This is a genomic window from Streptococcus suis (genome assembly GCA_022354845.1).
Lineage (GTDB): Bacteria > Bacillota > Bacilli > Lactobacillales > Streptococcaceae > Streptococcus > Streptococcus suis_AA.
Genome location: CP031970.1, coordinates 1709152 through 1721992 on the forward strand (window position 1 = coordinate 1709152; position 12841 = coordinate 1721992).

Annotated in this window: 12 protein-coding genes and 2 pseudogenes; 6 read left to right on the top strand and 8 right to left on the bottom strand. The window is 36.8% G+C overall.

Annotated elements, in window-relative coordinates; translation table 11 throughout:
• Positions 1–40 precede the first annotated feature (40 nt).
• The 3 genes from D2A30_08895 (at position 41) to D2A30_08905 (ending at position 1774) form a co-directional block, all read left to right on the top strand.
• Positions 41–610 (top strand): TetR/AcrR family transcriptional regulator, encoded by a 570-nt coding sequence (locus D2A30_08895; GenBank protein ID ULL21675.1) that lies wholly within the window; start codon positions 41–43, stop codon positions 608–610.
• Between the two features lie 79 nt (positions 611–689).
• The gene (locus D2A30_08900) at positions 690–1013 is read left to right on the top strand and encodes a hypothetical protein (protein ID ULL21676.1); all 324 of its coding nucleotides are present in this window, start codon (positions 690–692) and stop codon (positions 1011–1013) included.
• A gap of 8 nt (positions 1014–1021) precedes the next feature.
• Positions 1022–1774 (top strand): ferredoxin reductase, encoded by a 753-nt coding sequence (locus D2A30_08905; GenBank protein ULL21677.1) that lies wholly within the window; start codon positions 1022–1024, stop codon positions 1772–1774.
• A 279-nt stretch (positions 1775–2053) separates the two neighbouring features.
• Here D2A30_08905 and D2A30_08910 read toward each other — a convergent pair.
• Positions 2054–2533 (bottom strand): annotated as a pseudogene (locus D2A30_08910) (site-specific integrase).
• Positions 2534–2598: 65 nt separating this feature from the next.
• On the opposite strand from D2A30_08910, the pseudogene D2A30_08915 reads away from it, so the two are divergent.
• The 3 genes and pseudogenes from D2A30_08915 (at position 2599) to D2A30_08925 (ending at position 4424) form a co-directional block, all read left to right on the top strand.
• Positions 2599–3703, top strand: a pseudogene (locus tag D2A30_08915) (IS3 family transposase).
• Positions 3704–3873: 170 nt separating this feature from the next.
• Positions 3874–4182 (top strand): hypothetical protein, encoded by a 309-nt coding sequence (locus D2A30_08920; protein ULL21678.1) that lies wholly within the window; start codon positions 3874–3876, stop codon positions 4180–4182.
• 32 nt (positions 4183–4214) lie between these two features.
• Positions 4215–4424 carry a transcriptional regulator gene (locus D2A30_08925; protein ULL21679.1) on the top strand — a complete coding sequence of 70 codons (210 nt, stop codon included), beginning with the start codon at positions 4215–4217 and terminating at the stop codon, positions 4422–4424.
• A gap of 269 nt (positions 4425–4693) precedes the next feature.
• Here D2A30_08925 and D2A30_08930 read toward each other — a convergent pair whose 3' ends face one another.
• From D2A30_08930 to D2A30_08960, 7 genes are all read right to left on the bottom strand, one after another.
• Positions 4694–5110, bottom strand: coding sequence for an arsenate reductase ArsC (locus D2A30_08930; GenBank protein ID ULL21680.1), 417 nt, complete (start codon positions 5108–5110; stop codon positions 4694–4696).
• Positions 5100–5372, bottom strand: a complete 273-nt coding sequence (locus tag D2A30_08935) for a thioredoxin family protein (protein ULL21681.1) — start codon at positions 5370–5372, stop codon at positions 5100–5102. The genes D2A30_08930 and D2A30_08935 overlap by 11 nt, the downstream gene beginning before the upstream one ends.
• A gap of 12 nt (positions 5373–5384) precedes the next feature.
• Positions 5385–6380 (bottom strand): permease, encoded by a 996-nt coding sequence (locus D2A30_08940; GenBank protein ID ULL21682.1) that lies wholly within the window; start codon positions 6378–6380, stop codon positions 5385–5387.
• 59 nt (positions 6381–6439) lie between these two features.
• Complete coding sequence (locus tag D2A30_08945) at positions 6440–6760, bottom strand: ArsR family transcriptional regulator (GenBank protein ULL22026.1); 321 nt, start codon at positions 6758–6760, stop codon at positions 6440–6442.
• Between the two features lie 296 nt (positions 6761–7056).
• Positions 7057–8769: an ABC transporter permease subunit gene (locus D2A30_08950; GenBank protein ULL21683.1), complete on the bottom strand. Its 1713-nt coding sequence runs from the start codon at positions 8767–8769 to the stop codon at positions 7057–7059.
• Between the two features lie 9 nt (positions 8770–8778).
• Positions 8779–9972, bottom strand: a complete 1194-nt coding sequence (locus tag D2A30_08955; GenBank protein ULL22027.1) for a glycine betaine/L-proline ABC transporter ATP-binding protein — start codon at positions 9970–9972, stop codon at positions 8779–8781.
• 289 nt (positions 9973–10261) lie between these two features.
• A complete protein-coding gene (locus D2A30_08960; GenBank protein ID ULL21684.1) occupies positions 10262–12727 on the bottom strand; it encodes a pyridine nucleotide-disulfide oxidoreductase in 2466 nt (821 codons plus the stop codon).
• Between the last annotated feature and the right edge of the window lie 114 nt (positions 12728–12841).

Sequence of the window (12841 nt, forward strand, 5' to 3'; positions counted from 1 at the left end):
AACAGAAAATAATATTCATTCACAGGCGAGAGGAGACCTTATGGCTAGCGAAAAAAAATTAACATTAAAAGAGTCTGCTAGAGAAATATTTGCTGACAAGGGGTACAAGGCGACAAGTATCTCAGAAATTGCAAAGCAGGCTAGAATGGCTGTGGGAAGCTTCTATAAATACTACGAATCAAAAGAGGATATTTTTCTCGATGTGTATATTGATGAGAATAACATTATCCGTCAGACTATGATAGATAATATTGACTGGGACGGAGATATGGTTGAACTTATCAGTCAAATTTTCGGATGGTCACGTAGTCTCATTTCATCTAATAAAATTCTATTGGAATGGTACAACTCTGATATTTCTGAGAAACTACATAACTATTATTCATCAGAAAAAGGTATCGACTCAAATCCATTTCATCTGTTTTTGGTAGATAAATTTACAAATAGGATGCTCACCGAAGGCTATTCTCAAGAGAAGATTCAGGAAGTATTGCAAGTCTATCAGCTTTTCTACTATATGGATACACATATCACCGAGGCAGACTTACCGAATGCAAGTAAAACGATTGAATACTTAGCAACTTATTTTGTCAAAGGACTTTTTAAATAAAGAATTTCCTTCTTTATTTTTTAAAACAAAAAATGAATGAATATAGTTTTACATTCATTCATATGTGGGGGTAAATATCATGAACAAATTAACTATTACTGGAATTTCTTTTACAGTTATTGGCATCTTGGTTATTATCTGGGGAATCACTCTACAGCCAATCAATTTAGCGAGTCCAGACTTTATGTCTTTTGCGACTGGTGGTATGATTTTGCTAGCTACTGGGCTATGTATGATTAGTAACCTGCCTTCTATTTTGTCTGTTGCCGGAATCTGGATGGCAGCACTAACGACTATAGTTTATATTTACAGTTTGCCTGACACAGACTTAATTATTAAGGTAATTGGATTCGTACCAATAATTGCTTTAGCTGTGTGGTTATCTATAACATTTTGGAAATGAGGAAAACAATGAAAAGAGGTAAAAAAATGATAACGATTATTCTTATTGCTGTAGCTATACTTGCTCTCACTGTATGGGGAGGTATCGCCTTTCTTGGAAGAAGTCAGTCTTTATCAGTTAAGTCTATCGAAAATCCCAGTGAACACCTATATCTTATTCATTTGACGAAACCCAATAACCTAACCTGGAAATCTGGTTCATTCGCCAAGTTTACATTACCAGATATGAAGGAAAATGAACAAAATAATCGGTGGTTAACTATTGCTTCCAGTACTAGCGATGACGAGATCCTTATTTTAACACACAACAGTGGTAGTTTCTATAAGCAAACTTTGACTAGTTTACCAATCAATAGCAAAGTTGAGATAAGTTGGATACAGTCACATCTGTCAATCGAAGATAATGAAGAACCTATTGTTTGTTTCGCATCTGATGTTGGAATTTCAGCAATACGTCCCATTATCAGAGAATGGTCTGGTAGTCGCCCCGTTACCTTAAGTCATCTAGATAAGGGAGTGACGGTTTTTGATAAGGAAATGACCGAACTATCCACTCAAAAAGAGAACTTTAATTATGAAACCAGTACTAGCCTTTCCGAAAGTCAAGAGCAGCTTGCAGAAAGCATCAAACAATATGGTAACAATGCTACATATTTATTATGCGGTCGACCTGACGACCTTGATAAAATGAAAAAATACCTTGAAGAAAAGGGGATTAATAGCCCGCAAATTAAAATGGATAGATTTGAGGGTTTAAAATAGGCATTATCACTTCGAATATACAGAACCTATGAGAAACATATATCTAGGCTTTGTCTCCTGCTTAGAATATGATTTTGTCTGAACAGAGTCTGTTTAACTTATAAGACATACCATACTTCCTACAGTTAGTTGGAAAACCAGAAATGCGATTAATACTTTTAAAAATCATCTTACCTATCATACCCACATCTTACACTCGTGGAAATTAAGTAAATCTATACAAAGAAAGCCTAGGAAATCAATATTTCTAGGCTTTTTCTGATTAGAATTTAACGTTTGTTACTTAATCAACTTTTCTAGTTTTTCAATCGCTCCCCTCATGGTATCTTTTTGTTTCTTAATCACATGGAGATAGACACGTTCAATCTCCTTGGAATCCTCTGAATGTCCGACAAATTCTCGAATAGTGGGAAGGTCAATGCCTTCACTTGCCATAATAGAGATAAAGCTGTGGCGAAACATATGAGGGATGACATGAATCGGTCTGCCAAAGTCTAGGAAAGTATCAATGTCCTTATAAGGCTTGCCTGCTTTCTTGTTTTGTTTTGCTGACTGATTAGAACTGCCTCTCAGGAATTGTGAGAGTTCGTTGTGATAAAGGGGAGAGCCTTGACGATTTCCTGCCCTGATATAGGTTCTAGTAAAAAGATAACCTAAATCTTGGTAAGTCGGATTGAATTGAGCTTGTAACTTATTTCTGTCAATATAGTGACGTAGAACCTTCTTAACCTCAGGACTCATTGGAATCGTTCGGACTGAATAGGTTACACTAAACTAGACAGAAGAATAAAGTGTTCTACACTAAAGAAAAGAGGAGAACAGATATGTCTAGAAAAATTCGCCGTTACTTCACAGATGACTTCAAACAACAAATCGTTGACTTGCACAATGCAGGTAGAAAACGCAGTAAACTGATCAAAGAATATGATTTAACACCCTCAACCTTCGATAAGTGGGTGAAACAAGCAAGAACAACTGGTTCCTTTAAAACTGTCGATAATCTGACAGATAAACAACGTGAGTTGATAGAACTCAGAAAACGAAATAAGAGCTCGAAATGCAATTAGACATTCTAAAGCAAGCGGCAGTGATTATGGCACGAAAAGGGAAATAATCACTGCTAACAAGGATAAATACAGCATTTCAGCCATGTGTCGTTGGTTGAAGATTCCTCGCTCTAGCTATTACTACAAAGCTGTAGTGCCAGTATCTGAGGCACAACTTGAAGAAATGGTGAAGCGCATTTTTCTTGACAGTAAGTCCAGATACGGCGCTAGGAAGATTAAGAAATGTCTGGAAGCACAAGGGATCACCTTGTCTCGCCGTCGGATTCATCGCATCATGAAGAGATTGAATTTGGTTTCTGTTTACCAGAAGCCTACCTTCAAACCGCATTCTAAAGGGAAGAATAAAGCACCAGTTCCGAATTTCTTAGAGAGACAGTTTAACCAACAAAAACCATTGGAAACCCTTGTGACGGACTTAACCGATGTTCGTGTTGCCAATCGTTGGGCTTACGTTTGCTTGATCATTGACCTCTTCAACCGTGAAATTATTGGCCTATCTCTTGGTTGGCACAAGACTGCTGACTTGGTCAAAGAAGCCATTCAAAGCATTCCCTACGCCCTGACCAAGGTCAAACTCTTCCATTCTGATCGTGGTAAGGAGTTTGATAATGCCTTGATTGATGAGATGTTAAAAGCCTTTGGCATCACACGTTCGCTGAGTCAAGCGGATTGTCCTTATGACAATGCGGTAGCTGAGAGTACCTATCGCTCCTTCAAACTGGAGTTTATCAACCAAGAAAACTTCCGCTCTTTGGAAGAATTAACCCTTAAAACTAAGGATTATGTCCACTGGTGGAATCACCATCGCATCCACAGCACACTAAATTACCAAACACCCATGACTAAAAGAGCAATCGTTTAACAAAAACACTTTATAAATTTTGTACAGAAAAGTGTTGCCTTTTCATTTTATTTTACAATCCGAAGCACAATATTTATATCTACATATTGCATGCAATTTATTGACTTTTTTGTAGTAAAGGAATATACTTATGACAAGTTAGCTTGTCATTAAAAAGGAGGAGTAAAATAATGGATAAAGATAAGATTTTGGAATTAAGTAGAAATGAAAATAAAGATTTATTTGAAAATGAAATTATAAATTTAGGATGGAGTGTGGCTGCTACAGCAGGTTTAATTTGTTGCTGTATTTTATCAACTATACAAATTGTTGTTACTTCTTCAGTGAGATTTGAATTATGGGTAGTCTATTTCGTAATGTTAACAAGCAAGGAAATAGTTAAGTATAAAAGAAATAAAGAAATAGGTTCTATGTTTCTAATTATTTTTTATTTTGTACTTTCAGTCTTTTTTATAATTTGTTATGTAGCAACTTTTTGATTATCGAAAATTAATGAAGGCTGAGTTATAGCATGAAAAAAGAAGAATTGATATTAAAAAATAATTTAAACTTATACAGAAGGAAAAAGAATCTATCACAAGAACAACTTGCTCAGTTAGTCGGTGTATCAAGAAATACTATTTCCTCAATTGAAAACGGAGTTTACTCACCTAAAGCAAAATTAGCACTTATCATATGTATTGCATTGGATGAGAAATTTGAAAATATTTTTTATTTTTGATAAATAGGAGGGATACAAAATGGATATTACATTTTCAAAAGAGTAGAAAAAGATGAGTGACGGAACTCATCTTTTTTTGCTTTCTGAAATTTAACTGATAAGAGTTTTAGATTGATTTGTGCATAAGGGTGTTTAGATAAGGTAGAATTTAAGGTCATTAAGAGATATACCTTTGTTAGTAAAGAAGATTGATTCAAGGGGCATACAATACATTAGTACATTAGTAATGCTAACGATCACTACTTCTCCTTTACACAACAAATTTCTAATCACTTATCAATATCACTTAAAACCTTTGACTTTGAAAGTTCAAATAATTTTTCTTCTATTAGTGCCATAACACTTAAGAATTCACTGTCAGCTTTTCCAGTCGGATCATCTAAACCCCAATCTTCTCTATGATGACAAGGTAGATATGGACAGTCCACGTTACACCCCATTGTTATAACAATATCAATGGGTGGTAGTTCATCAAGTAACTTAGAATATTGTGTCCTTTCCATATCGATATGATGCTTTTCTTTTACTAGTCGGACTGCATCTTGATTGATTTGTGGTTTTGTTTCCGTTCCTGCCGAATAAGCTTCAAAATAGTCCGAATAATATTTTTTGGCCAAGGCTTCGGCCATTTGACTTCTACAAGAATTATGAACACAAATAAAGGCTACTTTAGGCTTAGGCATCAACAATCTCCTCCTGAATAATCTCTTTAACTTCATTCACAGAGAGGACTTTTCCTGAAGCAACAACTTTTTCATTTAATACCAAAGCAGGAGTAGACATAACACCATATGCAGCAATCTTAGAAAAATCCCTTTCATGTTCGATTGTAACATCTATCCCTTCATCAATACAGGCCTGTTGAACATGTTCCTCTAATAAATTACATTTCTTGCACCCAGAACCTAGAACCTTAAACACAATCTGGTTTGATAAAACTTGTGACATCTATATTTCCTCCTAAAGAATAATTGTTTGCAATAAATTAAATAAATAACCTGCTAGGATAATTCCAAAAGTGCAGATCGCAATGAATACTGCTAAAAGTTGTGGCTTTATAGCTCTCTTTAACATGATTAGGGAAGGTAGGCTGAGAGTTGTAACCGCCATCATAAAGGCTAATACCGTTCCCAATTGTGCTCCCTTTTCCAACAAGGCTTCTGCTACAGGAATTGACCCAAAAATATCTGCATACATAGGTATTCCAATAAAGGTTGCTATGATAACCCCGAATGGATTCCTATTTCCCAGAGTGCTAGTCACCCAATTCTCCGGTATCCAGTTATGAATAAAAGCCCCTATTCCTACCCCTATTAGAATATAAGGAAAAACTTTTTTAAATGTTTCAGAAACTTGTTCCTTAGCAAAATTAAATCTATCTCGAAATGTTAAATTCTCCTCTTCTAAAAAAGGCACATGGGCATTTTTCACAAAATCTTCAACATATTTTTCCATGCCGAGTTTTTCAATAAAAGTACCACCCAAAACTGCAATTACTAAGCCAAACAGCACGTAAATAAATGCAATCTTTGTTCCAAAGATGCTCATCAGAAGAATCAAACTACCTAGGTCAACCATCGGAGAGGAAATTAAAAACGAGAAAGTCACACCAATGGGTAGTCCCGCACTGGTAAAACCCATAAACAAAGGAATGGAAGAACAAGAACAAAATGGAGTAACTGTCCCCAATAGAGCTGATACAATATTGGCAGAAATACCATCAAACCGACTTAGAATCTTACGACTTCTTTCAGGTGGGAAATAACTTTGAATATAGGATATAGAAAAAATTAAGACACATAGTAAAATGGTAATTTTGATAACATCGTAAAAGAAAAACTGAAAAGCTCCTCCAAGTCGAGTCGTCATATCAATCCCAATCAGCGACAATAACTTTCCAACACCTTCATTTAACCATTTCATTCCAAGAATTTGTTCTTGAATAAACCTCCACATGATCATACTCCTTTTTATATCAAAAATCATTGATATGTTTTGTTAAATCAAAAGCCATTCTATGATGACTTCCGATTACAATGACATTGTCCTATAGTTTCAACCTCAAAATTCGTTAGTTGACCAAGACGACTCAGGGCATAATTACGACCTTGATAACTCACGCTATAGTGTCTCCATTTCCCTTCTTGACGACTAACAACAATCCCTGACTGACATAAAATTTTCATATGATAAGACAAGGCCGACTGAGCAATCCCCAATTTCTCAATAAGTACACAAGCACAGGTTTCACCTTTTTTTAAATAATCTAGGATTAGCAAGCGTTTCTCATCTGCCAGAGCTTTAAACAATTGAGCATCCGTTGAAAAATCTTTAATATTACTCACCTCATATCAAAATATTTTGATTTATCTCTTCAGTAAGTATAAAACAACTTCAAATTATTGTCAATTAATTATAGCACTTTTATTAAGCCATATAAAAATGCATATAGTTAATTTCAAACTATGTGCATTTTTAAAAATAAAATTTATTAAGGAACGGGTACTGTTTAGATGTTTTCCAAGCATATTAATTGAGATAGGATTTTCATCAAACAACAGCTTTTCTTAAAATAAGACGATTGCGCCATTTGTCATTCCTCGATGTTACCCTCAAGTAAAAATAAATGAATTTAATCCAACCATTCTTTTACCTTATCAGGATTTAATTCTATCCAATCTCTTGCAGATTGACGAGGAGTCTTGCCTTCTGAAATTGCCAACATGACAGCCTGCATATCTTCTGGTTCCCAATTGAACTGATCAATAATGTTGTAAGCATCTGACTGATCCTCTTTCAGACCTTGTCTGACAATGGTATGGATTTCTTCCGCATCACCAAATACTCCCATAGGATCTTCTAATAATGTCAAATCGTACTTAGCAAACATCCAGTGAGGCATCCAAGCCGTAACCACGATATCATCTTCATTTTTCAATGCTTGTTCCAAAGAGGTAACCATAGCACCTGTTGAAGAGGCGGTCAATGACCACGTGGATAAGTTCGCATATTCATTGACTGCGGAGTCAGCAGCTGCCATAATTCCAGCCCCAGGTTCAATTCCGATAATCGTTTGGTTGGCCTGTGAGGTCAATTCCTCAATTGTCGAGATGTCCATATAGCTTGGCACAGCTAGGCCAAGACTGGTACCAAACAAATTTGCGCCCAAATCTACCAGTTGATCTTTATACTGTTCATATTGTGCTTGGTGGGTTGCCGGCAACCATGCAGAGACAGAAGCATCCGCATTTCCTTCTGCTATTGATTTCCAAGCTACTGCATTATCCAATGAGATGAGGTTGACATCATATCCTTGAGATGTTAATACCTCTGCTAAAACATTTGTAGAAGCCACCTCGGAGTCCCACTCCACATAGGCAAGGGTGATTTCTTTTTTATCAGATGTGGTGGCCTTTAGGAAGGATTGAGTAATACCAGTCACCAAAAATGAGATTAGCAAGATTGGAGCAAGGAACTTTGCAAATGTTGATTGCTTAGCAGCTTTCCGTTTCGGATGGTTTAAAAACTGAGTAAAGCGATCAATAATGATAGCTAATACAACCAGTGCTAGACCTGAAACAAAACCTGCACCAATCTCTGCATGTTGTAGAGCAGATAAAACTCCATTTCCTAAACCCGGAGCACCAATCATCGAAGCAGTAACGACCATAGAAAGAGCGAGCATGATTGTTTGGTTCACTCCCGCAAAAATAGTATTTTTTGCTAAGGGTAGCTCTACTTTAAACAAGCGTTGTCGATCGGTTGATCCAAATGATTCTGATGCTTCTATCAATTCTTCTGGAATCTCACGAATTCCCAAATTTGTAAATCGAACAGTTGGCGGCAAGGCAAAAATGACGGAAGCAAAGACCCCTGGAACCATTCCAATCCCAAAGAATGCAACGGCAGGGATTAGATAAACGAATGCTGGCATGGTCTGCATAAAGTCCAACAACGGGCTAATGATTGATTTGGCACGATTGCTCTTAGCCATCCAAACACCCAAGGGGATACCTAATAGAACAGAGATTAGACTTGCAACAAGCACCAAAGTGAATGTATATAGCATTTCTTCCCATAATCCCTGATTATAGATGAACAGCAACCCCAACATCGTCAAAGCGGTGAAACCTTTTTTTCTAGAAACATAGTAAGCAAGGGCAGGAATCACAATCAGTAAAAGTAAGGGAGGAATTACATTCAAAGTATCTGAAACGAAGTTCATCATCGCGTCACCACTTACTTGAATGACTTTAAAAAGTCCTGCTAAATGCTCGGTCAGCCAGTCAATTCCTTTGTCTACCAAATCTTTAATCGGTAAGCTATTTTGTAATATATTATCCACACTGATCTCCTATTCTTCTATTTCAATTCCTTGTTTAGTGAGAGCTTCGATGACACGACCTTTAATTAACACCCCTATCAAACGACCGTTTTCAACAACTGCAATAGGTGCTGCCGAATCATAAATTAGAGGTAAAATATCCTCTAGCAAGGTATCTTTTGAGACTGTACGAATATCCGTATCAATATAGTCAATCAAACTATGCTGTTTTGCATTTGCCTTAAATGCCGCATCTGCCGAAATGACTCCTAGTAATTTTCTTTGGCGATTGACAGCAAGAAGCATACTCACTTCTTCTGTGTCCATCCGTCTCAAGGCAACTTTTGGGCCATCAATATCTATATTTGTCGTAATCGGCTTAATCATAATATTTTGAGCTGTTAACACTTTTGAACGATCGACATCTTCGATAAACTCACTGACAAATTCATTAACAGGATTGGTTAAAATTTCTTCACCCGTCCCTATTTGCATAATCTTACCATCCTTCATGAGAGCAATTCTGTCCCCAATACGTAAGGCTTCGTTTAAATCATGTGTGATGAAGATGATGGTCTTCTGAACTTTTTCCTGTAGGTCTAATAATTCATCCTGCATTTCTTTCCGAATGAGTGGATCCAAGGCCGAAAATGCCTCATCCATCAATAATATATCGGGGTTATTGGCCAAAGCTCTTGCAAGACCTACTCGTTGCTGCATCCCACCAGATAATTGATCAGGGTATTGATCTTTGAAAGGTAAGAGTGAGGAATTATCTAGTGCTTGTTCGGCCAATTTCTGTCGATCAGCCTTATCCACACCCCTAATTTCTAACCCATACTCCGTATTTTCAAGAATAGTTTTATGCGGGAAAAGTCCAAATTTTTGAAAAACCATATTAACGGAATGACGACGAACTTGCCTTAATTCATCTTGATTCATTTTTGCAATATCATGTCCTTCAATGTAAATACTACCATATGTTGGTTCAATCAAACGGTTAATCAGGCGAATGAGGGTCGATTTTCCGCTACCAGATAAACCCATAATAACGAATATTTCACCTTGTTTCACCTCGAAACTTGCATCATAAACACCTACTGTACAACCGGTTTTCTCCAAAATATCTGTTTTGGCTCTTCCTTGTTTAACCATTTCCAATGCCTGTTTCTGTTTTTTTCCAAAAATTTTCGTAACATTCTTTATTTCTAATATTGATTCCATTTTTTCTCCCTTCAAAGTGAACATATATAATTTTAACATATATTGTCACTTTTAATGTTAAAAACTGGTATCATTATTACAAATGTTTTTCAGAAAAGTTACAAACAATAATGAATTTTGTATCACTGGCAATTTTATATACAGTTCTATCTATTTTTTAACTAACTCTATCCACCTCTAAACTTTTCAAATTGGGGTCTTACTCAATTGGGTTCTTACTCATAGTATACATTCAGGATTGTTTAATACACGTACAATAAAAAATCGAATGTTTCCATCCGATTTTTTTCTAAATAAATAATTGCATATTTGCCTGTTCACTGTCCCCGATAAAGGTTGCTACACCGCCATACTCAACAAAATCAAATAATTCTTCTTTTTCTATCCCCATTAAATCCATACTCATCGTACAAGCCACAAATTTAACACCCAATTGATGTGCCTGCTCAATCATATCAGGAAGAGAATCAACATTTTTTTGCTTCATAATGTATTTGATCATCGATGCTCCCATTCCTCCCATATTCATCTGAGAAAGTGGTAAGTTATTCGCTTTGGAAGGTAACATGATATCAAATAACTTGGCCAAGCCTGACTTTTTCACCTTTTGTTTCTTAAGAATAGATAGGCCCCAGAAGGTGAAGAAAATCGTTACCTTTTTCCCGTATGCAGCTGCACCAGAAGCAATAATCATTGAGGCTAAAGCTTTATCCAAGTCACCACTGAAAACAACCATCGTTGCACCATCTTTTGTCTCCTTTAAAACTCCCTCTTGCCCTAACGACGGTAGATTTTTCATCTCGCTCTCAGAAATAGAAGACTTCCCTTTCACAATTGTGGCAAGAACCTTTCCATTTTCAATCTTGTTTGATAGTAGAGTATTTCCAGTATTTTGACACCAAGCTGCAAGGTCTGCACCAAAGCCAAAATCACTTGCTTCAATCTCCATTTTTTGACCAATAGACATCTTATCTATTTTTTCTTTCACTTTTAAAATTGGTCCCGGACATTGTAAGCCACAGGCATCTAGATGTATGATTTCTGAAGGCTCTTTAAGGTCTTCACTTTTATGTCTTGTCTGATTGAAAGATAGATAATCTAGTGGTTTTATGCGATAATGAGCAGTTTTATAAGTTTTATAGCCACCATCAAGATTTTTTACATCAAATCCTGCTTGACTTAATATGCGTGCAGCATTGTAGCCACGATGTCCTACTTGACAGTAAACATATATCGGTTGATTTTTGGGAAGTTCTCCCAACCGTTGGCGCAATTGATTTAGAGGTATGTGGTGACTAGACTCTATTGTACCAGTTGCTAGTTCAAATTCTTCTCGAACGTCCAATAAAAAGGCATTATTACTTATCAATTCATCAACTTGTGACCATTGGAAAGTAGCTACTTTCCCTGAGAGGATGTTATCAGCAGTATACCCCAGCATGTTGACTGGATCTTTGGCTGATGAATAGGGTGGAGCATAAGATAATTCAATACTAGCTAGTTGGTCTGCACGTGCTCCAAAACGCATGGCAGTCGCAATCACATCTATCCGTTTTTCTACACCCTCTGTCCCAATTGCTTGGGCTCCTAATATTTTCCCATCTATTCCAAACAAGAGTTTTAGGGCAATTGGAGATGCTCCCGGATAATAACCTGCATGTGAATTTGGATGAATATGGATCGTTTCATATTCAATACCCGCTTGTTTTAATAATCTCTCACTATTTCCTGTGCTAGCTACAGTTAATTCAAACACTTTAGCAACAGCTGTTCCCTGTGTACCGAAATATCCTGCATCACTACCGTTGATGATATCAGCAACCAATCTTCCTTGACGATTGGCTGGCCATGCAAGTGGGATATGGGTCGGCTGACCACTAACCAAATCAATGACTTCAATTGCATCACCAATGGCATAGATATCAGGTTGACTCGTCTGCAATTGTTGATTAACCTTGATGCCCCCTTTATAGCCCAATTCAAGCCCAGCAACCTTAGCCAACGTATTTTCAGGTAGGACTCCGATTGATAAAATAGTCATATCTGTTTGAAGGGTTTTGCCACTGGTTAGAAGTAACTCTCTTCCATTTTGTCGAAACTCCTTTAGGCCATCATTTAAAATCAAATTAACACCATGGATGTTCATCTGCGAATGAATGAGTTGTGCCATTTCTATATCAATTGTCGGCATAACTTGGGGGGCCATCTCAATCAACTGAACCTGAATTCCTAATTCCACTAAATTTTCCATCATTTCAAGTCCGATAAACCCACCACCAACAACGGTTGCTGTTGCAATCTGGTTTTCTGCGATATATGCCTTTATTTGGTCCATGTCAGGAATATTTCGTAAACGAAAGACATTATCAGCCTCTTCTATACCAACTATCGGTGGCACAATCGCTTTTGCACCAGTGGAAATAATGAGCTGATCATATGACTCGATATAGCGTTCACCTGTTTGATGATTTAGCACTGTTACACTTTTACTCTGCGGATTGATTTCTAGCACTTCTGAAAAGTTCCTAACATCCAATCCATATTGTTGATTCATTCCATCAACTGTCTGAAGCAATAAATTTTCGCGTTCCTTAATAACTCCGCCAACATGATAGGGAAGTCCACAGTTCGCGAAAGAAATATATTCTCCCTTTTCAAATAGAACAATCTTGTCCTCTTCATTTAAACGACGCAACCTCGTTGCAGCTGTTGCACCACCCGCAACTCCACCAATAATAACAATTTTTTTAGACATGAGGTACTCCTAAATATTCTTTTTTATCATTATATACCCTATGGGGTATATTGTCAATGTTCTATTATATCTTTTTCACCAGTTTAACTCCCCTGCACTTAGGAACCTGCTATC

Excerpts from the sequence above, each read along its gene's own strand:
- D2A30_08895 (ULL21675.1), top strand. The coding sequence starts at position 41 with ATGGCTAGCGAAAAAAAATTAACATTAAAAGAGTCTGCTAGAGAAATA.
- D2A30_08900 (ULL21676.1), top strand. The coding sequence starts at position 690 with ATGAACAAATTAACTATTACTGGAATTTCTTTTACAGTTATTGGCATC.
- D2A30_08905 (ULL21677.1), top strand. The coding sequence starts at position 1,022 with ATGAAAAGAGGTAAAAAAATGATAACGATTATTCTTATTGCTGTAGCT.
- D2A30_08920 (ULL21678.1), top strand. The coding sequence starts at position 3,874 with ATGGATAAAGATAAGATTTTGGAATTAAGTAGAAATGAAAATAAAGAT.
- D2A30_08925 (ULL21679.1), top strand. The coding sequence starts at position 4,215 with ATGAAAAAAGAAGAATTGATATTAAAAAATAATTTAAACTTATACAGA.
- D2A30_08935 (ULL21681.1), bottom strand. The coding sequence starts at position 5,372 with ATGTCACAAGTTTTATCAAACCAGATTGTGTTTAAGGTTCTAGGTTCT.
- D2A30_08940 (ULL21682.1), bottom strand. The coding sequence starts at position 6,380 with ATGTGGAGGTTTATTCAAGAACAAATTCTTGGAATGAAATGGTTAAAT.
- D2A30_08955 (ULL22027.1), bottom strand. The coding sequence starts at position 9,972 with ATGGAATCAATATTAGAAATAAAGAATGTTACGAAAATTTTTGGAAAA.
- D2A30_08960 (ULL21684.1), bottom strand. The coding sequence starts at position 12,727 with ATGTCTAAAAAAATTGTTATTATTGGTGGAGTTGCGGGTGGTGCAACA.